Here is a 21,005-nt window from a genome sequence, read left to right on the forward strand (position 1 = left end):
AGGCAGATTACAGAACATGAATTTTCAAAGAGATTAGTAGAGGCGCGCAGCACCCAGAACGTAGTATCGAGCGCCAGTCGGATCCGGCATCGAATATTCTTCGCCTGAATCGGCGCGCATATCGGTTGGTCGACCGGGGCTTAGATGGATGACCATGTCATTCTCACGAACGACAGTGGTCATGCAGTAATTCGACGTGAACCACGAAACGACATCGGGACGCCTGAGAGATCGATAATACCCCTGCGCCATCATCTTCGGCCAGTTGCCCACGACCTTCGGGAAGATGAACAGCCCGGAACTTTGGAATGGAACTACCGCTGCATGCGTACCAAACAGCGGATTTAGCGAGTTTTCCGTCGAGAACTGACTGAGAGGCAACCAGCCTTCCTTGATGATGCGAACGGAGGGAAACCGCGTATCGAGCAGGATATCGTTGCTATTCGGCGCGATGTCGCTGGAACCCGGACGCTTTATCTGGATATTGCCATCCGGCAGCGTCCGCATCACCAATGAGCCACCATTGGTCAGCTGTTCGATGCTGGTTGCATAAACCATGAACTTGCAGCCGATGGCATAATTACCCTCATTGGTGAACATGATGCCGTTCTGGTCGATTTTGTAATAGAACCGAGCCTCACGGCCCGATCTGCTTACAGTCGGATCCACTGGCGGAATTGAATAAGCCATGCCGTCAAAACGCATGATACCGTCGAGAAACATCAACGGATGCAAATCAATCGGTGTAGTTTTCCAGAAATAATATGACCCACCTGCCGGGATGATCGGTGTCTCCCCCATCATGACGCACATGTTGGGGGCCTTGTTCGAATTGATCAGAAAACTGCGAGGATTCGGGGAATCAACCGTTTCACCCCTGCGGGCAAACTTAACTTCAGAGCGATTTATTCTAAGCGTTTCCTGCCAAGGCATTGGTGGGCTGTTCGGAAATGGCAGTGGTGCGTTATTCGCAGGCAGATCCCACTGACAGGTCAAGGCCCTCATAACAGGGACGTTTCCGCCAATAATCATGTAGGTATAGGTTGGGCCTGTGTAATTGCTGATCTGGCCACACCAGCCGGTGAAATTCAGATCCGCAGCAATCCGGTCGTACTGGACGATTGTCGCGCTTTGGTTATTAACCGGATTATCCGCGTACACGCTCATCGCATTGTAGAGCGTGCCAATCGAGAACAGTTGCTTGTTTCCATCCGCGCCGTTGAAATCAAAAAGCTTGACCCGGTCATTTGGATCTATGAGCTTTGCTTCGAAGATCGGCACCATCCCGCCCATGTCAGGGAAGCGATTGAACATCTCGTAATACTTGAAGTAGTAAGACGTGCTCGACGCCCATCTCGAACTCAGCGCACGTCTCGCAGCTGGCAGCGTTGTACCGTCCAGAACATAGTTTGACGTATTTGGAGCGGTGGCGGAATAGATGCTTGGATTAAAGCCATTCGAGAAATGGAACTTGTCGAAAATATACGACAAGTCCTGTGCTTCTGAATTGAAGAAATATCGCCCGTAGGCTTCATTTGCCAAGGTCAACGGGTCATCTTCATCATATCGGAGGATCTTCATTACTGGCCCGACACCGGGTTTCCAGCCACGGTAAAAGCTCACCATCAGACAAACATCCTTATATCAGCAAAGTCGCCGTAACCACGCATAACCAACTTGCCATTAGTGGACATGAGCTGGTCGAAATAGGCCGTTGCAATACGACCGACCTTCAACAGCACTTCACCATTGACAATAGCGAGCGGGATCTCGACCACATCGCCCGTTTCGCTGACGAAATATGTGCGGTTAGCAAACAGGAAGTTTTCGGCCACCAGCTGGCCGTTGACTTCAACCACGCGATAGACTTGCGCGGCCTTTGCCGTCTGCCCACCCTTTGACGCTCTGGCCGAAATACTGACTTCGGAGAACACACCGTTGGCGGGATTTGTGGTGCCGGTCATGGACAGAAGTCCACTCGCGGACACATCATCAACCTGCGCCTGCACACCAGCCAGAAGCCCAGCCGTTGCAACGATCTGCCCCTCGACTTCCTCAATTTTCGCGGATTGCTCAAGAAACGAAGCTGCCAAGGCATTTGTGGTTTTCACAACAGCGGCACTGGTCAGGATATTCTGCCCGGTACCGACTGCAGTCGCAGCGGCGAGTTGCTCAACCAGATCATCCATTCGATCATAAGTGCTTGTCAGGTTTTTGAGCACGTCTTTGACAGCGCCCTTCATCTGTTCCAGCTGCACGATGACACTCTGCATGCCAGTTGGAGCAACAGTGGTTTTCCAAGGCGTCCAAGACTTGAAGCGATCCGGAACAGTCGTGATCGTCGCCTGTCCCTGATAGAAACGACCAGAAAGAATGTTCTTGCCGGTGACGTATGCACCCGCTTCGGGTTCGGTGCATTGATCCTCAAAGATCTCGAACTCATCCGCGACACGATATCTGAAGCGGACTTCCTTGATTGTCGGATCGTCAGGAGGATCCCAGCTGAAACGCACAACCGGCTGTTCAAAACCTTCCGCCCCCTTAATCATGCCAACCTCAATGTTGAAGTTTTGCACGGTCGCTAGAAGCGAAGGATTGAACGGTTCAGTTGGCGGGATAACAATCGGTCCCGGCTCAATCCCTGCTTCCGAATAAATGTCAGCGCCGGTTTCAGTCAGAACGAGAGAAAAGCGGAAATCTTCGCTCACCTGCCATTCATCGACAGACCACGTCAGGCCGTCATATGTGATCCAGTCACCCTCCTGTGCTTCCGTACCGACTCGCCAACTGACAGGGATCTTTGCTTTGCCACCCTTGCGTTGCTGACGATAGCGGATGTTGAGCAGGTATTGCGCCGTATCGGCATCGGTGACTTGCAGGAAGTCGTAAGAGGTCTGCCGCCGCCTGCCGTCAGCGGAAACATCCGCATTCACGACAATTGGCTTGAGGCTTTCCGCACCCCAGTTGCTATCGGGCGATGTAAACTGCCCCGACATCATATTGAAGAGATCAAAGGCCGATTTCCTGCGCGAGATCTCACCCTCGCGGCCAGCCGGAATATCATCCGGACCAATGTTCATCACCGGAACCTGCGGCGCGCCCGCAAGCACGCCTGACAGGCCGCGCCTGTTAAGCGCAAAGCCCGCCATGGCGTCTTCGAACTCTCTCAGGACTTCCGTATGATCATCGTCGCCAGTCACCCATAAGTTACAGGTGTATCTGGTCTTGCCAGCCCGCAGCTCGTCGCAAACGTTCATTGATGCGACATAGGTTGACAGATCAAGCTGCCCGATTGACTTGCCCTCGCCAATGAGCGAGCGATCAGAAATCAAGCCGCGCAGGCCGATCTGATAGTTGAAACGCTGCACAGCCGGGTTTTTGCTGAATTCATATGTCGCAGCATTGCCGAGCCGATGCGGGCCGGATCCGCCAGCAACCGAACTGTCCTTGCGCACATCGTAGCAGCGCAGGCCACGTAGCACCCACTCAACTTCGAGACGGCCCTTGTCGAACTTGTCGACATTAAATTCACGTTCGAAGACGACATATGTGTAACCAGCACCAACGCTACTCTCTTTCCACCTGCGACCCAGACCGCGCGTATCGTTGACCAACTTCTGATCAACGCCCTGCCCCGGTCTACCGTCATAAAAGCGGATGGAAATCAGATTGTCGTAACCGGCCACACCATAATGTGCAGTTTCGTTTCCGATCTTCGGACGCTCAACCAGTGTCTGTTTGCTGCCGTAAAAATAGACATACGGCTCCAAGCCGTCGCACCAGCCGTTCGCAAGCAGGAATACGTCACCGTTGAACTTATTGCCAGATCCCCACTTGCCGTAGAAAACCCGGTGACCGCGTGTCTTGCCGATGCCAAACAGTGTTTGAACCGGAACATCGCCGCCATACTGGATCTCACCTTGAACGGCGGAGTATTTCCGCGACTTGCGGCGGTTCATGTATGCGTTGATGCCGAGCTTAGCAGCCATCGCCAAGCCGCCAGCAATCAACGATGCTGCCAGAAGCGAGCCGCCAAAAAGCGCGCCCGCGACAAGCGTGCCTATAGCCGTGAAAATCATGGGATTTTTACCTGTGGTTCAGATCAGGTCCGAAAAGCTGCGATGCAGTCCGCTACCCGATGGTAGCTTGGGCCATCTGCCGTCTTGGTAACGAAGCGGCCCGACGCCCCGAGGCAGATGCCGACATGCTCGCCATTCTCAATATGAATGACGACGATATCGCCAACCTGCGCTTGAGCTGGCGAGACCGCCTCAAGATGTTGCGCGAAAAATGATGTCAAGCTCTTGTGGCCACGCTTGCGCAAAGCGCGCTGCGCACCGGGCAGCGTCTTGTATGATTGCCAATAGGAGAATGTCATCTCGCGTGACGGCTCGAAGGCATCGGCCATCTGGCAACCCAAAAAGAAACAATCCGATTCACCGAATACATACGGCTTTTCTAATTCAGCCTGCAAAACCGGCATCATGGTTTCAAAGCGGCTCATCGCTGCCCCCATTCTTCCACATCAGTCGCGGTGACCGATGCATATTCAAGGCAAGTATCGTTCGCATCATTATCGAACTGCTGTTCGGCCTGAGAGCGCTTGGCAAGAGTTGCACCGCGCGCAGAGCGCCCCGGAGGCTGCAAGTCGATCTTGATCGTGAGGCTGCGCGTGCCGTCACTTTGCTGCGCACCCTTCGGATAAGTGACCTTGTCGATTTCATAGATGTTTGAGATCAAAATGCCGACGACCTCATCCGTTCCACGGATCCCCGCTACATGACTGATGATGACAGGCGCATTGAGGTAATCAAATTGCTCAATCTTTGCGATCAGATCGTCAGGATCCTGCGTGGGGATATTCGAGAACTTAATCGTACGCGTGGTGACGCCTACGCCTACCGCACTTGTGGCACCTCCCGATTCCAGAAAGCGGTTTGGCAAGTATTTGAGACCATTATAGGTGTAAGGACGCCCGCCCCGGTGATATCCGACCGAACGTCCCGGTAAATCGAAGCGGATCAGATCCAGACGGACCAGATTGCCCGCATCGACCAGTGCCTTTACCTGCGGATCCGTGCTGTTACTCATAGAAAAACATCTCCGTCGCAGAGAAGCTGACAGGCCGATCCTGCATGGATTTCGATGCAGACCAGCTGCCGGGATCAATCTGCATCAGGCAAGACGCCCGCTCGAAATGAACCGAACACGGCACCTTGAAGTGCTGTAGATCAATCGGATAGTTGAAGTTCACTGTTGCCCGTCCGGTTGCACTGGCGATAACGGGTTGCGTGACCAGATGGAGAGAACGCACAAGCAATGTGCGCCGGATCTCCAAATAATCACCCGGCACCAACTCAAAGTTAGCGGGCAGGCCGTCAACATCAACAGATCGCGAGTTTATGAAGGATCGGACATTGCCCTGCCCGTTAAACCCGGATGGGAAACCGCCCAGATATTTAAACGGTTTTTGCCGATCAATGTCATAGGCTGCAAACACGCCGCCATTATCCGAGCATAGCGTGCGAAACGCTGCCATTAACCCGGACTGGTCACGTGTAAGAAAGCCGGTCCGGTATTTCGCAATCCAGTATGGCGTCCCGGTTGACTGGCTTTCGACCCGCCGCCCTTCCATACGTTCAGTGTTGGAAGGACGAACGGGATCAAAGTCACACTGCGCGAAAGGTACAGACGGAAGAGCAATATTATCTACCATGAATCACCGTTCTGCTGTCTGTTCTGCCGCGCCTCTTCATTTGACTGCACGATCGTCACGGCCTGATTGCCACTCTTTTCAAGAATGCTGGCGATGAGATCCGGAGCCATTTCCACCATGATGACGGTTCGGCTTTCACCACCCTCACCTGACAAACCGGAGCTGGAGGATCTGCCAAAGTTTCGAACCCCAAGGCTGCCATCGCTGCCACGGGTCAATGGCATAATTGCTTCAGCGCCAGCCTCACCCATCAGGCCAACCCCTTTCGCAAACGCAAAAGTCGTAGGCTTGGAAACAACCTGATTGGTGAAATTGCCGCTGAAAGACTTCAAACCACCCGGAAAAACACCGCCCTTGGCATAAAGGCCGACGCCCATCGATGGCGCAGGAGGGAAGTAACCGAGGCCACCACCACCGCCGCCACCGAATAGACCACCGAGAAGACTACCAAATATTCCGCCGCCACCGCCTAGACCGGAGCCAGCCTGCCCCACCTGAAAAATCGCATTGATTAGGTCGTTAAGCATCTTATCGATAACTCTATCCAGCCCGCCCAACATCGACTTCCACAGTTCATCGCTTGTGATCTTGCCGTCATCGAACGCACTCACAAGAGACTGCCCTAAGCTCAAGGTTGCGTCCCGGTTTTCCACGAGCTGCTCATTCAACCGGATCTGGCCAGCGAGCAATTGCCCCTGACTGGAAAGAGGATCTATGCCAGAGCTACGAAGCGTCGAAGCAACCCGCTGTTCAGTCGAGCTGCGGAATAGCTGCTCACGTTCGAACCGAAGTTCTTCCGCGAGAGATAGCGCCGCAACACGTTCCGCAACCTTCCCATAAGAGGATGCAAGGTTTTCCAGCTCTATGCGATGATCCTCCGATAGCGTCCTACCCTTGTCAGTTGCTTTCTGGATCAGCTCAAGTTTCATACGATACGCGTCAGCAGCCACCCCGGTCTTGCCAACCAGCTGCTCTTCAAGCCCCATCTGATCAATGCGATCCTGTGCAGATTTCACCAGATCTCGATAAGCATTGGCATCACGTTCGACTGATCTCTCGCGCCCACTCTTTTTAGTGCTTGTTGGCGCAATGCTCTCGAAGTTTGGTTTCTCGCCGGGAACCGGCATTCTAGAGAGTCTCTCCTGATCCTCGATACGAGATAGAGCGGACTGGTATGCGAGGTAAGCATCATCTTTGCTCTCGCGATCACCCGCTCGATTGACGGCGATTTGGTATTGTTGTGCTGCAATGCCACGCTGATCAAGCTGCGGAACGCCAATCTTAGCAAGTTCACTCAATGCTGCAGTCAATTCGGAGATTTGCTTTGTCTGAGCGGCGGCAACCCCTCCAATTAAGCCGATCGAAGCTTTTGCTGCTGCAGTGTTCCGATCTGCTTCCACCATCGCATCGGCCAGATGTATTGTTTTATCACCCAAGGATTGAAGGTTCTTGGGATCGGTGGCTACAATATCATTGATCTGCTTGTAAAATGCCTCGAAATCGGGACGACCAGATTTGACGCTGGCGCGAAGATTATTAATTGCAACTTCGAATGGCTTGAAACGCTGATCAACCAAAGTGGTTGGCGCTCCACCTGTAATGTTGGCACTGAGCCGGACCTCTTGGTCGAAAGCCGCGTACGCTTCCTTGGCGGCTTTCTCGAAAACCTTGACGTTTTCGCGCGCACTCGCTTCCAAAACTGCGGTACTTTCCTGAAAGTACCTTTGCATGCCGTCTGTAACGCCCGGCCACCGTTGTCCAATCTGCTGCACGAGTTCTGCATGACGCTTCATCGCATCATCAACAGAGGGCAGATCAGACTTTAGCGACATCAGGTATTGCGCAAGAGCCGAACCACCGGCGATTATTCCGATCGTTGCAAGGGAGACCGGACTAATAATAGACATGAAGGCAGAACCAATGCCCCTAACAACGTCACGCCCTTTCCCCATTTCATTGAAAACAGCGGAAAGCTGCGTTCCTTGCTGGAGAGCGATCTGGATCGGCGACATGCCCATCGCATTCGTCACAGCAATATCTTGAAACTGGGCAGCAATGTTTGCTGTATTGTGGCGCGCCACACCTCCTGTCACGGCGCCTCCCCGCTGTTTGAGGGCAGCAACAGTCTCAAGTGCGGCTTTACGCTCGCGATTAAGCGCCGAAGTCATTTCATCGGTCGAAATCGCGCCCACAGCATGAGCTTGCCGAATTTCGTATTGTGTAGCCTTATATTGCTGAATTGCTGCAAACAGCGGATTGAATTTTGCTCTCAGATTGTCGAGCTCGCGTCCATACGCATTTATATCAGACCCACGCAGATCGCTCGAAGCGCGATCTGTGATTCCAAGCTGCCTATTGTAAGAAAGCTGAGACGTCTGTGCGACGGCGAGTTTACTTGCCGCATCTGCTGCGCGCTGAGAAATGGCGGCTTGAGCTTCTAACCTTTGATTGAGCGAGGTCACTAACGGAGCTAGTTCAACGTGTCCCTGATTCACCAGCTGCATCGCATCGGCAACTAGACCGTACTTTTTATAAGCCCCTTCGAGTTGCGCTGCAGCGCGATCCAGCCCCATACCGCGATCAACCGCGCGACCAATTGCGCGAACGCTGCTCTCGAACTTAGCCGCATTAGCATACCCATCAATCAGTGCCTTGCTGAGGCGTACTGAGCCTGTGGCAGACTTATCCATAGCAGCGTCTGCCTGAGCAAGTGCAACACCCACAGAATGGCTTGATAAGGCGCCAGCCTTATCCGCAGCGATTTTTTGATCCATACCCGCTTTGTACTTTGACGGGTCGAAGTCAGCTGCGACACGAAGGGAACTCAGCTGGATCGTCATTTGCACCACCCTATAAAAACTCTGCCGGGCAACTTTCGTTACCCGGTAGTTTGTTTATTTGTCTCATTGAGATGATCGAGCCATTCAGCGTCTAAGGCAGCTATGAGCGCGCGAAAGGTGTCGAAGAAAACACCTTCGATTCCATATCTTCGTGCGTAACAATCCATTGCGAGGAAGCTGATGGGGCTTTCGCCGCCCAAAGCACCATACTGGCGATCGTATCGCAGGAAATGCCATGCTCTTATGTAAAAGCCATACCATTCCGGCCCTTCGGAACCCTGCGGCGGAACTGGTTCTGCTAAACTGGAAAAAGCGTCGGGATCAGTTGCTCGGAGCTTTTTCAGCCAATCGTCTTGCCCCTTCCGCTTGAGCTGATAGCGGAAGGCGCTTTTTAGTTTTTTACTGTTTCATCCAAAAACTCGACTTGTCGTCTGCCCACCTGTTCGGCGCACCAAAACACCATATTCAAGATGTTTCTTCCTTCAGGAGAGGACAACAATTCTCGCGCATGTTCAGGATTGTAGCTTTCGTTTACCCCCTTCCAGTCCAACAAAAGATAATCCGCCGCGAGATATCCATCGGCCTCAGAAACCTCCTTAAACGGAGGGGTTTCAGTCCCATATTTCTGTGACAGTTTAATCTGCTGCGCCGTTTTGGCTGTCACATAATCGGGACTGTTTGTAGAGCGAACTTTGAACTGCAAGCCCGGCAAATCACCAAGACGTGGCCAAGTTTTAACGAATATCCACTCACCTTCCTGCTCTTGATGGACATCGACTTTCAAGCTATCGAGCTTAATCAGTTTTTTCATGACTGTGTTTCCAATGTTATTTTAAACGACTGAGGGGAAAAAAACGTGTTCAGATCAATCTTGATATTGGCGACCTTGATGAGTAGCTCAGCTATCTCTCAAACCATTGTAGATGATCTGGATGGTATTGAACCCAAGCTCGCTAAGCAGATTGCTGAGGACGTCGCTGAAAGTTTTACAGATCCTCTCGCAGCGCAAATCCGAAGGCTTCACAAAAGCAACAGCCACGAGGATTCAATTTGCGGTCAAGTAAACGCGAAAAATCAATATGGCGGATATGTCGGCTTTAAGAGCTTCCGCTACATCGTTGACCGCAGAAAAGTCTATTTAGAGAATACGGGCTGCGAATGACGCGGCGTCTTATTTCTCGTAATATTCGAGGCGATCAATGATGAGATGCGCCGAGGTGAGAGGATCCTTGCTGGCCTGCCCGGTGAGCGGCAGCATCAGATCTTGATTTTTACCACCCGCTGACACCGCGCCATCAGTGTAAACGTAGCGAGGAACCGCAAAAATCAGCGCCTGCTGATTTTTCTCGATGCGGGTGCTGATGTTCGTCGGCGTTCCTGCAAAAAGCTTCGACAAGAGCGCATCAGAGCCGAAATAGGTTTCGACCTCGACCTGCACATCGAAACTGCCCTGCCCGATCGCAACCGGCCCAACTTTGTCATCGCTGCGGATCGCGTTGATCATGCGCAGATTGTTGTTCACGCTGACTTTGAAGCTGCGGACGAAGTTCGGTCCACCCACGGCAACGCCGTTCTCAGCAATCCGGCCAACGTTGACCGCCGCAGCCATAACAGGGTTACTGGTTTCAGGATCCGTCGTATCGTCCAGAGAGACGGTTGATTGAGAACCTGTGGTGCCGTTAAACGTCATGGCCCACTTGGCGATCTGCTCCGCCTCAAAGGTGAACTCACCTTGCGCCACCGCCATCGAGTTTTGAGCAATGTAGGTCGGCTGCGCTTGGCTCATGAAGCCACGTTCCAGCGTTCCGGTAAAGAGATCCACGCCGTTGCGGATCGTGTCACCGAAAAACACGCGGACAGTTTTGCCAGCGCCAGCATTGACGGCCCATGCAACCGGCAGATTGTCGAGTGTGAGCTTGTTTGCAGCAATAGCCGTGACGCGAACAAATGTATTGAGGCCTTCGGCATCAAAGCGATACGCAGCGCCCGTACCACCAATCTTGATCCACTGTCCGACCTTCAGGCCTAGAGTGGTAAAATTGAGCGCCGCCGAGGTCAGGCCATCTGCAACTGTTTTCAGGTCAGCAGCCGCACCCTCAAAGCCGACAACGGCAATGCGTGCGGTCGCAGGTGGCGCGGCCTCATCTTCCAGCTTGTCGGCTCCCACCGCAGGAACCGTCCCCGATCCAGTGGTGATACGAAAGAGGCCGTTGTTATCAGCTTCAGCAAAGCCTGTCAGGCGAACAAGGTGACCAACGCCAAACGCAGCACCTGCAGTTACTGTTACAACGCCGGTCGCAGCTGCAACGCCGGTAATGACGCTTGCGGCTGCACCGTCATTGTCACGGAACGGTCGAAGCGACCACGGCGCAGACATGAGTGAACGGAGCCAGCTCGAAAACGGGCTACCGTCAGGCGGATAAGACAACTCGCCATTGACCGCGCCCTGCGACTGCACATTGACCATGATCGGATCAGAGTTCATGCGATCGGAGCGGATTTCTTCCGAGTTGATGAATACCGGCTTATATTGCAAGGATTCACCAGTCAGACGAACAACACGCATGCGCGGATTTGCCGGTACTATGCCGGGCGTGAGTTCGTCAGTCCAAGTCATGCGCAGCCGATTGCTGTCCATGGCCTCATCTCCATAATGTTAGATTGTTGAGAGGTGACCAACGCCGAACGGCGCTGGAATATTATGAGGCCTCAGCCTTCATCCCGTTCCACATCGATGGTCACGGTCATGCGGTAATAGTTGCCGTCCATTTCGCCGGGTTCGCCTGCCCCGATAGAAGCCGTTCCGAACCGGATTGCTCCGATTTCCTGCCCGCGAAACAGATCATACAGCTGGCGGGATAATTGGCGTGCTTTGCGCGTTCCGCCACCTCGCGGTACCAGCACGTGCAGACTAAGCTGACCATTTTCACGCCAGCGGTTCGCCGCCTGTGTTTCCGCGCCGATTGAAGCTTGATCCATAAGATCGCCGAATATCTCGACAAAGACGAACGGTTCAGGTTCATCCGGTGTCGGCCAGTCTTCATTCTCGAAAACCAGAGGCGTGTCGATCCATTGCGATTTGAGGAAATCCTCAATCGGCTCAAATGTTTGTGGTGTTGCCATGATCAGCGGACCAGATTGATAACCAATGAGGGATAGGTGAGCGGCTTTCCAGCCTCAGTGTCCTTACGGCGCGCAAGCGTGGTGCGTCCGGCTCGATGCGCGCTTGATCTGGCAACGGCCTTTGCTGCAATCGTTCGCTGATGTCCGGTCAGGACATACGGAACCAAGCGATGCAAACCTGACGGCAGATTGAGGAACTTGACCTGCACGCTGATGAAGGACTGACCGAAACGGCGGAACATGCGCTGTCGCGCACGTTCGAACAGGCGTGGCGGGACTGACATTTTCATGGCACCCACTTGGATCTTGCGCGTGTATGGCTGCACGTTGGTGATGATAATCTCAGCGTCAGCCGAGATCTCGTCAAAGTTGATCACCGGGCGCTGATCGGCCAACACAATGAAGGAATCCTGATAGAGGCCAGACTTGCGCGGGCTATATTCCCGTAACCCTGATATAGCTTCATTGATAACGGCCTGCCACCAGACGAACTCATAGACAATCGGGCCGGGAGCCGAGACGCTTTCTTCAGGTGCATCTTTGACGCGATTAACATAGCGCTCATAGAAACGACTGCCCTCACCTGACTGAATAGCCTTTGCCAGCTCTTCCTTGGCCATCTTGGCAAGTGCCGCCGATATCGCTTCCTGCGACAAGCCTTCCGTCGCAACCGCAATCGCCCGGTCAAAGAATTCGAACTTGGTAGCAGTTGCCATTATCCTCGAACCCTCACGTTCACCCGCACAGACACATCATTCATGCGGACGATTTCGGCCGTCTCGACACTGGCGGCTGCACCGGCAATGACAATCTTGTCACCCTTTCTAAGAGCGACAGCAGGCGCGTCAGGAAGAAGCACAACATTTCGGTCGCCTTGCTGGATCTGCTCGATCAGTTCCTCAGGCTTGTAGCCACGGACGAAAGCCCGCTGCGCCAATGCTTCAGATTGTGTCTGGCCATTGGCGATCTTACGCAAATCCACGTTCTGACCGTGGCGGGCGAGCTGACGTTGCAGTTTCGCAATGGCGTGCTCAGGTGTCATCGCGGGATCCTCAACGTAGACAACAGGCTTTCACTTGCTGACTGAACCACCGCAGCCACTTTATCAGCATCGAGATACTGTGTAGATCCCACGCCCTCAACATCCTCAGACCGTACATTTCCCGCAGGCCCGAACGTCGTAAGCATCTGCTGAGTAGCCAGAATGACGGCCTGTCGCGCCCTCTTAGGCAGATCGCCAACGCCATCACTTCCGTCATAACCCGCCTTGAAGCGAATACGGACAGCATCCGGATCAGCGGCTATATCCGTGGGCCACCGAAAATTTGGAATCCCACGCACTTCCGGCTGCACCGATGATCGAACCAGACGGTAATTCTCAGGCGGAATGAACCAGACGACACCTTGTCGATCTGTAAATTCGATTGAGACAATCTCGATGACAGGGGGGAAGCGAATGCGCAGATCGGAAAAATCACATTGCTGCTGTTCAAGCGTCTGCGGGCCGAGGCACCGCCCCAGCCAGCCGGAGGGACCGTCGATACCTTCCGTCACAGCTTCGATCATCGCTGCGACGGCGCTATCATCCTCGGAATGACTCCCGGCAATGTCGGCAGGCGTAACAAATGGCTGCGGCGGCTCAATAACGACGGTCGCCATGATTACTTGTCCTTACTTGGTTTCTTGGCCTTTTCGACCTCATCAGCAAACGCATTCAGATCATTGTTGGCCTGTTCGCGTGCGTCGGAGATCTCTTTTGCAATCACCGAGCGCTCAGTATCGGCATCAGAGCGAGCGGTTTCCACTTCCTTGCGGATACCTGCAATATCGTCATTGGCCTGAGTGCGAGCATCATCGACCGTCTTATTGATGTCGGCAATTTTCGTGTTTGCCTCTGCCTGCGCATCATTGATCGATGTGTTGATCAAATTGATATCGGCTAATGCCTTGATGCGAGCGTCCTCAACGGTTTGCTCAATATCAGCAATGGTTTGTGCCGCTTTACTTCGGAGCTCTTCGAGGTCCTCTGGCAACTCGTCACCTTCCGGCACTGCCCATCCCTGTGTGATAGCAACTCCCGCGAGTTTGCCTTCCACGAAATCATTCACTTTGAAATCTTTGGCGTGGATCTCACCATCCGGCACACCCGGAAACGCCTTAACAACGATCGCTTTCATTGGTCTCTCCAATGGCTAATGAAATTCGCAGCGCCTCAATCAGCGCTGCGATGGCTTCATTTTGGTTTTCGGGTTGGGTTTATTCGCCAGCGGCAACGCGTTGATAGCGAAGCCATTCTGGATTCCACATGCCGCCGCCGACGCGTTTACGGGTGTAGAACAGGACGTAAGGTTTTTTGGTGTACGGATCGCGCAGGATCGACATGCCAACGCGGTCGAATATGCGATAAGCTTCGGACATATTGCCGTAAACGAGTGGAATGGAATTCGCTGCAACGTCAGGCATACCGGCAAGTTCATTGAACGGATTACCAAGAACCTGCGCTGGCTGGCCTGCCTGGAATGGTGGCTGCCAGAGATAATTACCCTGACCATCTTTCATCTTGCGGATCTTGGCGTGTGTCTTGCGGTTGCCAAAGAGTGCAGCACCAACACTGCGATCTTCCGGCAGACCATAAACAAGATCGATGATGCCATCGGCGGTGATATCAAGAGCGGAACCTGTAACAATTTCCTGCACAGGGCCGAGAGGGTGGCGATTATCCACAGGAAGCGCCGCTTCAGCAGCTGCATCGTACATCAGGAAGCCTTTTGGCTTTTTGATGCCGTCACCGCTCACAAAGGAAATCCCTTCCTGACGCGCAAATTCGGTATTCACCTCATCCGACAACCATGCAGCAAGATCAATGGCCGAATCTTCCAGAATAGTTTGCGTCGCAGCCGGTTGTGCGTAGATCTCACCGAAGCTGTAGGCATATTCGCGTAGTTGTGATCCTGCCGTTTCAGGGCGAGGATCAGTTTCACCAACCCAACCCGATGTCGTGCCGTGCACATTATAAAGGCGCTTGAAGCCAGCTCCTGTCACATTCTGCACGGTAGCAAAGCGGCGCATTGGAGAAACTTCAACGCGCTGATCAGTAATTGTCCGATCCCATTCGACAGGTGCCGTCAAGCCGCCGTCAGGATCCGAGCCGACAGAATAGGCCGCAGAAATATTACCGTCACGCACCATGGCTTTGAGCGCATTCTCACCGTCACCGTCGCGGAACCAGCTGTCAAACTTTGCCTGATATTCACGATCTTCCGCTGACAGTTCAGGGCTGCCGTCACCGCCAGCACCGACAGACATTGCCGCCATGCGAGCGTTTGATTCATCGAGAGCAGTCACCAGTTCAGAAATGCGCGCTTCAACCCGCTGCATCTTTTCTGTGGTGATGACATCATCAAACTTCTTGGTGATGCCGTTCAGCTTTTCTTCGTGAGCGGCTTTAAAATCAGACCAGTCACGGTTCATAGCCTCAACGACAGCTACCGGATCAGTCAGATCGGCACGAATTGCCAAGAGGCCACTGGATGCAGTCAAAGCTGCAAGATTTGCGATACGCTTAGTCATAATCAGACCTTTCAGGAGATTTGGAGGGTTGAACGGGCGCGCATCACAGCGTCCCGTAGTCTGTCAGCGTCTCGCGTGACGTTTGGGACAGCATCGCGCTTGCCCGATTTGAGTTGAGAAACAATAGATTTTGCGTCCGTTGCGGAGCTACCGGAAGCCATCAATGCGCGTTCGATGGTGCGCTCGACGGGGATAGGCTTTGTGGACACATCAGCCGTCACCAACTTGACCGTGCCGGGAGCCATCTTCTTATCCGCCAGCCCCTTTTCGATGGCATTGGCAGTGGTGAACACCGTCCCTTTACCCCGGCTGCGATCCATCCACGAAAGTGCGACCGACTTTTCGACACCCGCGCGAGCTGCATAAATCTCAGCCATACCGTCATCCGCGTCGGCCAAGGTTTCAGCAGCATCTCTCGCATCGTGATGGTTTCCAGCGATCAGTGCAGAGGCCCGATGCACCATGATGACAGAACCATCGGCCATGTTGATCTCGTCACCTGCCATGGCGATCACCGATGCGGCAGATCCGGCCATTCCAAGCACGTTGATCGTAACTTTCGCCGGATGCGCACGCAGCAAATTGTAGATCGCCAGACCATTAAAGAAATTGCCGCCCGGCGAGTTGACATTCACGGTCACATCTCGCGGTCCAATTGCCCGCAATTCGGTGCCGATCCGGCGTTCGGTATTGTCAACGTCACTGAATATCGACGTTCCGATCTGGCCATAAATCGAGATAACCGCCTGCCCTTTCGGCGCAGCTGCCTGAATTTCTGGTCGAAACTCAGCTGCAGTCTCTGCGGGCGGCTCGAAATGAAGAATATCGCTTTGCTGAAATGCACGGATCTCAGGCAACTCACGAAGGGACATCAGTCGTCTCCTGCTTAACGTTGGCTGGCCCTGCCAGCGTGTTTCCGTTGGGATTTTCGGGCAGATCCTGAAGGCCACGCACTTCATTGGCTGTCATCCAAGGTTGGTGACCACCCGAACCAAGCGCCTTGGCGAAGAACTCGCCTTGATCTTCCATCGAGCCGCGCATCAGCGCACCCGCATTGAATTTCACTTCAAACAGCTCCTTCTCATCCTCTTCGAGGAGAGACCGCTGCACGCACTGTTCCCAAGCGGTGAACCAAGGCTGCAAACCGTAGCGAACGAAGAACTGCCCAAGCACACCAACACCAGTTCCCCAGTTGGTTTCGTCCAACATCAAAAGCGGACGGGGAACGCCGAATACCCGGCTATTCTCTTCAGCCTGAAACTTGCGCGTTTCCATATGCTGACTGTCTTTGGCGGTGACAGAGAATGGCTCAGCGTCCATATCCTCTTCGAGAAACATCCATCGATTAGCATTCGAAGCGCCGGAGTTGGCCTCTTCAATGCTCTTTCGAATGTAGTCTTTCGCCGGATCGCTTAACTTTTTGGGGTGCTTGATCTTGCCCCCGACCAGCATGCCGTTCTTGAAGAGCCGCGCCGCAGCCTTTTCAGCTTGGATAGCGATTGCGATGGATTCAGCCGCCGCTTTCACAAGTGATATGCCGCGAATCCCGTCATCCGACATGCCGCGCAGATGGAAAATGTCCGACGCTGGAAATTTACGAACGCCGCCTTGCGGTAGCGTCACTGAGTATTCCAGAGACCAGTCGGGAAGCTGTTTCACAGAAACCCGCGAGGATTTCAGGGGGACCAGCCGGATAATCTTACCAAGCGAGCGCACAATGAGCGCAAACGCATCACCTTCTGTCAGTGCCTGGTATTGCATATACGACCGAAACTCGAAGGCCGTCTGCCAGTTATTCGGCTCACGATGAAGGATCTTGAAAAGCGGATGTTCCCGCGCCTTTTCCTTTGTCGCGGAGTCGATCAGATGCATGGGCAACATGCCCATGGAGTTGGTGATCAGGCTCACACAACGAAATATCGAAGTGTTTTTCATCGCAGCATCGACCGTGACCGTGATCCCGGCATTGGTCATCTGCGATTCCCGTAGCATCTTCACGATATCTTCTGTCGTGACGACCGGCTGCGCCTGCGCCGGTTCCTCCATGGCGCTCATCTCAGCCATGGCGGAGCTGTTCGCATTACGGCGCAATAAAGTGCCTAGAAATCCCATCGATTACACCGTTTCCACGCCGCGCGTTTCGTAAATGGATGGCTCTTCGACCTCTTCCGCCATACCCAGACCAACCGCCATGACAGTCGCGACAACGCCGTCGATCTTATCGAGCGAGTTTTTCTTGTCCGGTACGTAATTGAGGTTTGAGTCAAAGCGGATAGTTGAGTGTCCGAACATCCATGCAAGCACCGGATGGCCACCATGCTCAATCTTGCCCGCAAAAATCAGTCGTTCGACTTCTTTGGTAGGTTCGGACAGGGTCTGATGTCCCTGACGCATCTGGATCTGCAACTCAGGATCCATGCCATCATGTTGCAAATCACCTGCAAGCTTGCTCGCGTTCCAAGGATCGTAGCCAAAGGCCTGAATGTCGAACTGGGCGAATGCATCGAGAATGGCTCTCTGGACAAAGGACTGATCGACAAAGTCGCCCGGTGTAGTAAGCAGAGCTCCATCACGAACCCACTTTTTCCAATCAACCCGATCATCTTCATTAGCCCGGTCATCGAGCGTTGCTTCTGGAACCCAGAAAAGCGGGATTATCACCCACTTGTCGTGATCATCGTCAGGAGGGAAAACCACGACAAGCGCCGTGATATCGCGAGTTGAAGATACGTCACACGCCAGAAACGCTGTGCGCCCTTTATGCTTCTCCCAAAGGAGAGGCCAAGATTTCGCATCGGACGTGCAAGCTGCCCATTTTATTTTCGGGATCCAGCCTGATAGCTGATCAACCCACCGATTGAGGTGATAGCACTGGAATACAGCTTCAAGTGCTGGTCTGCCTTTCGCCTTCCGGAACTCAGTCTGAAGGTAATCGAGCGTCGGCGTTAGACCAAGACTGGGATTGGCTTTGCGCCATATCTGTTCATCGGTCCAATCGTCTTCATCCGCGATCCCGAAATAGACGACAAGCGTGCTGGGATCATCCTTCACGCCTTCCATTATGGAAATCGATTCTTCGAACCATTCGAACCCCGTACGATTTTGCTTTCGGCCCGCTGTTGAGGCGTAAAGCTCTATCGGCTGAAGTCTGGCACCCGTTCCCTGTCGAAGGGTGTCGGCAAGTTCGCGTGTTTTCCATTCGTGGATCTCGTCACCAACAATGACAGTTGGTGAGCGTCCGTGTTTGCCATCTGGAGAACCAGTGAGCAGCTGGCAAAGTGAAGATGTTTCGCGCAGGAAGAACGTTTTATCATGCAACGAAATGCGCTCATTGCCCTGCGCATCTTCCAAAAGGCCGTTGGCCTCGCGGATAATATCCTGCATCTTGCCGAACGGGACGCGGCCCTGATCTTCATTGCGCCCGAAAACGTAGGCTTCTGCACCGTTAACCTTCTCCAATACAAAGAACAGAACGCCCAGAGCAGCAAGAAATTCCGATTTACCGTTCTTGCGCGGGATCCAGAGATCCAGCCGCTTGAAGATCCGGATATGCTCGATACAAGGTTTGTGTGTGGCCGGGTCGATGACTTCAATCGGCTTTTTCCAGCCAACCAGCAAACGAACCGTAATTTCCTGCCACTTGACCAGGCGAAACGATACGCCCTTGAAACGGTCATTGGTGAGGCGGAATATCTTGGGCCATGCAGCGACAACTTTGTCGGCTTTGCCGTGATCGAACCACGCCCCCGGAACACTGGCAGCCCGTTTCCAACCTGAAAGCGCCCATGCATAGGCAGGATCCGTCGCCACATCAGCCAACCACGATGGCAGATTGTAAGCGGCCCAGCCGTCAGTTTGGTCTTGCTCCCGGTGGTGGGCTGTCTGCCCCATTCATCAACCCCATCGGATCGGCGTCAGGATCGTCATCAGATGTCGGACGCTGCACGCCCGATTGCGGATGCGTGCCGCCAAGCGGCAATCGACCCTGACCAGCATTGAAGGACTCGGTCCGGATAAGATCCTGATCGCGCATTGGCGTGAAACCGAACTCAGCATCGAGGAGGCGCAGCGCTGTTTCAGCTTTCGCCATGAAATCAATGTTTGGATGCGTGCGGTAAACGATCTCGCCGTCGCCCTTTTTGACTTTGACAGTCACACCGCCTTTCGGCAGATCCTTGCGCAGCTGATCTGCACAATCGAAGAATTGCTGCATCCACCAACAGTAGCGAGCGAGCGCACCACGATAAGCCGGACGCCTGCGCCCTTGCTTGACCATGATGTCGGAAAGCTCTTTCCAAAGGCGAATGGCATAAGCCCAATAGGCCGGGGCTTTCGTGAACTCAGCAGGAACCGGAAACGGGTCAACATCCGTGCCGGACTTTTCTGCCGCCTGCGCAATCGCCTCAAGTTCCTGCTCGACCTTGCGTTTCCGTCGACCGGGAAAGCCTTTAGCTTGCTGCAACTGTGGATCGTCTTTACGCCGTCCCATACCTCGAACCGCCTGTTTGGCACCCCGAAGGTGCAGAAAAAAAAGTTATCGCCGAAAATATCGCGCCGGGTTTTTAGCTATCACCCACCGGTCCCGGCCCTCAGACGCCCGAACTTTCGACCGCCCCCCCCTAAGAGGGGAACATCGCGTTCGATGCGGCACAAATGTCATGAAGTTGGATGCGGAGGTGGAAGGCCATCTCGTCTTCGACTGCATGGTCAATCACGATTGGTCGTGATGCTCCGACAAGCTGAGCGAGATCGCCATGGTTGGATACTGCAACAACTCTGCATCGGCTGGCCGTTTCGGCTCCGCGCAGCTGGCGTATCATCGTCATCACGTAGCGTCGAAGCACAGCATTATGAACGACGACGAGCGCCCCTGTTTCTGGAAGCGCTTCAACCATTGCCCTCGTACGACCCTCACCGCGCATGACATCCTCGTAGATCTATCAGTTGAAAAAGAGACGGGTGAGATGGACCGCTGCTTTGCTATCAAGGCGGAGATCCGATGCGTTCAACAGCCCTTGCTCATACTGTCGTTCGAGCTGCTGTTTCACGATGTCGTGGTGCTTGGCGCAGCATGGCTGCCAATTGGCCTTATCCCAAAACAGCGACTGGTCGCCCTTATGTGGGATGATGTGATCAACGACCTTGGCAAGCTCAACGCGATCAACAGCCTCGCATCCAATGCAGAGCGGATTGTCGCGCTTATATGTGACCGCCGCCTTGTCCCATCGGGACGTATAGCCACGATCACGAGCGCTGCCCCGCCTCACCTCGTATGCCTTGCGCTCCTGCTTGACAGTGCCGAGATGCGCAGGTCGAAAGGATCGGGGCTTGGATGCCATCAGACACTAATCCGAAACTCAGCAGTATCACCCCGGTCAACTATCGTTACCTTTCCGTCACGAGGTCGAGTGACAGAAGTCTGCATGGTCAGGCGACCATTCTCGAATGTCAGCGGGAAACCATTAGGAACTTCACCAACGATGCGAGATTGAGGCATACCAACAGTTCCACCGCTTGCCAGCCGCTTTGGGCTGTCAGGCTTTGGCAGAGCGAGGCTGGGAGTGACTGCAAGAACAGGCGCAAGACCAAGCATGCGCAGGAAAGCACGGCGCTTCATAACGACCTCACATATATGGAAATGGAAAGAGCGCCTCGAAGGCGCTCAATGTGGTTGGTGAATTTCAGACATAGCTTACGCTCTAGCCCTGAATCGATGCCTCTTGATTGAGACTGTCAGGGCGGGGTCCGAGCGTGGA

General features: G+C 53.7%; 22 protein-coding genes. 1 reads left to right on the forward strand and 21 read right to left on the reverse strand.

The features are described 5' to 3' along the window. Positions 1-33: 33 nt before the first annotated feature. The 7 genes from OIV19_RS11955 to OIV19_RS11985 all read right to left on the reverse strand — a co-directional run bounded on the left by OIV19_RS11955 (position 34) and on the right by OIV19_RS11985 (position 9,367). Positions 34-1,626, reverse strand: coding sequence for a hypothetical protein (locus OIV19_RS11955; protein WP_264231762.1), 1,593 nt, complete (start codon positions 1,624-1,626; stop codon positions 34-36). Next, a complete protein-coding gene (locus tag OIV19_RS11960) occupies positions 1,626-4,079 on the reverse strand; it encodes a phage tail protein (protein ID WP_264231763.1) in 2,454 nt (817 codons plus the stop codon). The genes OIV19_RS11955 and OIV19_RS11960 overlap by 1 nt, the downstream gene beginning before the upstream one ends. Positions 4,080-4,102: 23 nt before the next feature. Further along, positions 4,103-4,504 (reverse strand): DUF6950 family protein, encoded by a 402-nt coding sequence (locus tag OIV19_RS11965; protein WP_264231764.1) that lies wholly within the window; start codon positions 4,502-4,504, stop codon positions 4,103-4,105. Further along, a complete protein-coding gene (locus tag OIV19_RS11970) occupies positions 4,501-5,091 on the reverse strand; it encodes a DUF2163 domain-containing protein (protein ID WP_264231765.1) in 591 nt (196 codons plus the stop codon). The genes OIV19_RS11965 and OIV19_RS11970 overlap by 4 nt, the downstream gene beginning before the upstream one ends. Next, positions 5,084-5,716: a hypothetical protein gene (locus tag OIV19_RS11975; RefSeq protein ID WP_264231766.1), complete on the reverse strand. Its 633-nt coding sequence runs from the start codon at positions 5,714-5,716 to the stop codon at positions 5,084-5,086. The genes OIV19_RS11970 and OIV19_RS11975 overlap by 8 nt, the downstream gene beginning before the upstream one ends. Further along, positions 5,710-8,556 (reverse strand): phage tail length tape measure family protein, encoded by a 2,847-nt coding sequence (locus tag OIV19_RS11980; protein ID WP_264231767.1) that lies wholly within the window; start codon positions 8,554-8,556, stop codon positions 5,710-5,712. The genes OIV19_RS11975 and OIV19_RS11980 overlap by 7 nt, the downstream gene beginning before the upstream one ends. Positions 8,557-8,947: 391 nt before the next feature. Continuing rightward, complete coding sequence (locus OIV19_RS11985) at positions 8,948-9,367, reverse strand: phage-derived protein YdaY family protein (RefSeq protein WP_264231768.1); 420 nt, start codon at positions 9,365-9,367, stop codon at positions 8,948-8,950. A gap of 78 nt (positions 9,368-9,445) precedes the next feature. On the opposite strand from OIV19_RS11985, the gene OIV19_RS11990 reads away from it, so the two are divergent. Further along, positions 9,446-9,718: a hypothetical protein gene (locus tag OIV19_RS11990; RefSeq protein WP_264231769.1), complete on the forward strand. Its 273-nt coding sequence runs from the start codon at positions 9,446-9,448 to the stop codon at positions 9,716-9,718. A gap of 9 nt (positions 9,719-9,727) precedes the next feature. On the opposite strand, the gene OIV19_RS11995 is transcribed toward OIV19_RS11990, so the two are convergent. The 14 genes from OIV19_RS11995 to OIV19_RS12060 all read right to left on the reverse strand — a co-directional run bounded on the left by OIV19_RS11995 (position 9,728) and on the right by OIV19_RS12060 (position 20,866). Then, positions 9,728-11,194 carry a phage tail tube protein gene (locus OIV19_RS11995; RefSeq protein ID WP_264231770.1) on the reverse strand — a complete coding sequence of 489 codons (1,467 nt, stop codon included), beginning with the start codon at positions 11,192-11,194 and terminating at the stop codon, positions 9,728-9,730. Between the two features lie 71 nt (positions 11,195-11,265). Next, positions 11,266-11,679: a hypothetical protein gene (locus tag OIV19_RS12000; RefSeq protein WP_264231771.1), complete on the reverse strand. Its 414-nt coding sequence runs from the start codon at positions 11,677-11,679 to the stop codon at positions 11,266-11,268. Between the two features lie 2 nt (positions 11,680-11,681). Further along, positions 11,682-12,395 (reverse strand): hypothetical protein, encoded by a 714-nt coding sequence (locus OIV19_RS12005; RefSeq protein WP_264231772.1) that lies wholly within the window; start codon positions 12,393-12,395, stop codon positions 11,682-11,684. Further along, the gene (locus tag OIV19_RS12010; RefSeq protein WP_264231773.1) at positions 12,395-12,721 is read right to left on the reverse strand and encodes a hypothetical protein; all 327 of its coding nucleotides are present in this window, start codon (positions 12,719-12,721) and stop codon (positions 12,395-12,397) included. Before OIV19_RS12010 ends, OIV19_RS12005 begins: the two co-directional genes overlap by 1 nt. After that, positions 12,718-13,338, reverse strand: coding sequence for a hypothetical protein (locus OIV19_RS12015; protein ID WP_264231774.1), 621 nt, complete (start codon positions 13,336-13,338; stop codon positions 12,718-12,720). The genes OIV19_RS12010 and OIV19_RS12015 overlap by 4 nt, the downstream gene beginning before the upstream one ends. Before the next feature lie 2 nt (positions 13,339-13,340). Further along, entirely contained in the window at positions 13,341-13,856 is a 516-nt protein-coding gene (locus OIV19_RS12020) for an ATP-binding protein (protein WP_264231775.1), read from the reverse strand. Between the two features lie 79 nt (positions 13,857-13,935). Further along, the gene (locus OIV19_RS12025; protein WP_264231776.1) at positions 13,936-15,249 is read right to left on the reverse strand and encodes a phage major capsid protein; all 1,314 of its coding nucleotides are present in this window, start codon (positions 15,247-15,249) and stop codon (positions 13,936-13,938) included. 11 nt (positions 15,250-15,260) lie between these two features. Continuing rightward, positions 15,261-16,121: a head maturation protease, ClpP-related gene (locus tag OIV19_RS12030; RefSeq protein ID WP_264231777.1), complete on the reverse strand. Its 861-nt coding sequence runs from the start codon at positions 16,119-16,121 to the stop codon at positions 15,261-15,263. Next, the gene (locus tag OIV19_RS12035; protein WP_264231778.1) at positions 16,108-17,313 is read right to left on the reverse strand and encodes a phage portal protein; all 1,206 of its coding nucleotides are present in this window, start codon (positions 17,311-17,313) and stop codon (positions 16,108-16,110) included. The genes OIV19_RS12030 and OIV19_RS12035 overlap by 14 nt, the downstream gene beginning before the upstream one ends. Before the next feature lie 51 nt (positions 17,314-17,364). After that, a complete protein-coding gene (locus tag OIV19_RS12040; protein ID WP_264231779.1) occupies positions 17,365-19,140 on the reverse strand; it encodes a terminase TerL endonuclease subunit in 1,776 nt (591 codons plus the stop codon). After that, positions 19,100-19,738: a P27 family phage terminase small subunit gene (locus OIV19_RS12045; protein WP_264231780.1), complete on the reverse strand. Its 639-nt coding sequence runs from the start codon at positions 19,736-19,738 to the stop codon at positions 19,100-19,102. Before OIV19_RS12045 ends, OIV19_RS12040 begins: the two co-directional genes overlap by 41 nt. A gap of 130 nt (positions 19,739-19,868) precedes the next feature. Further along, positions 19,869-20,171, reverse strand: a complete 303-nt coding sequence (locus OIV19_RS12050; RefSeq protein WP_264231781.1) for a hypothetical protein — start codon at positions 20,169-20,171, stop codon at positions 19,869-19,871. Positions 20,172-20,189: 18 nt separating this feature from the next. Then, the gene (locus tag OIV19_RS12055) at positions 20,190-20,588 is read right to left on the reverse strand and encodes an HNH endonuclease signature motif containing protein (RefSeq protein ID WP_264231782.1); all 399 of its coding nucleotides are present in this window, start codon (positions 20,586-20,588) and stop codon (positions 20,190-20,192) included. Beyond that, entirely contained in the window at positions 20,588-20,866 is a 279-nt protein-coding gene (locus OIV19_RS12060; RefSeq protein ID WP_264231783.1) for a hypothetical protein, read from the reverse strand. The genes OIV19_RS12055 and OIV19_RS12060 overlap by 1 nt, the downstream gene beginning before the upstream one ends. Positions 20,867-21,005: the final 139 nt, after the last annotated feature.

It is taken from the genome of Brucella sp. HL-2 (assembly GCF_025846885.2).
GTDB classification, from domain to species: Bacteria; Pseudomonadota; Alphaproteobacteria; order Rhizobiales; family Rhizobiaceae; genus Brucella; species Brucella quorumnocens.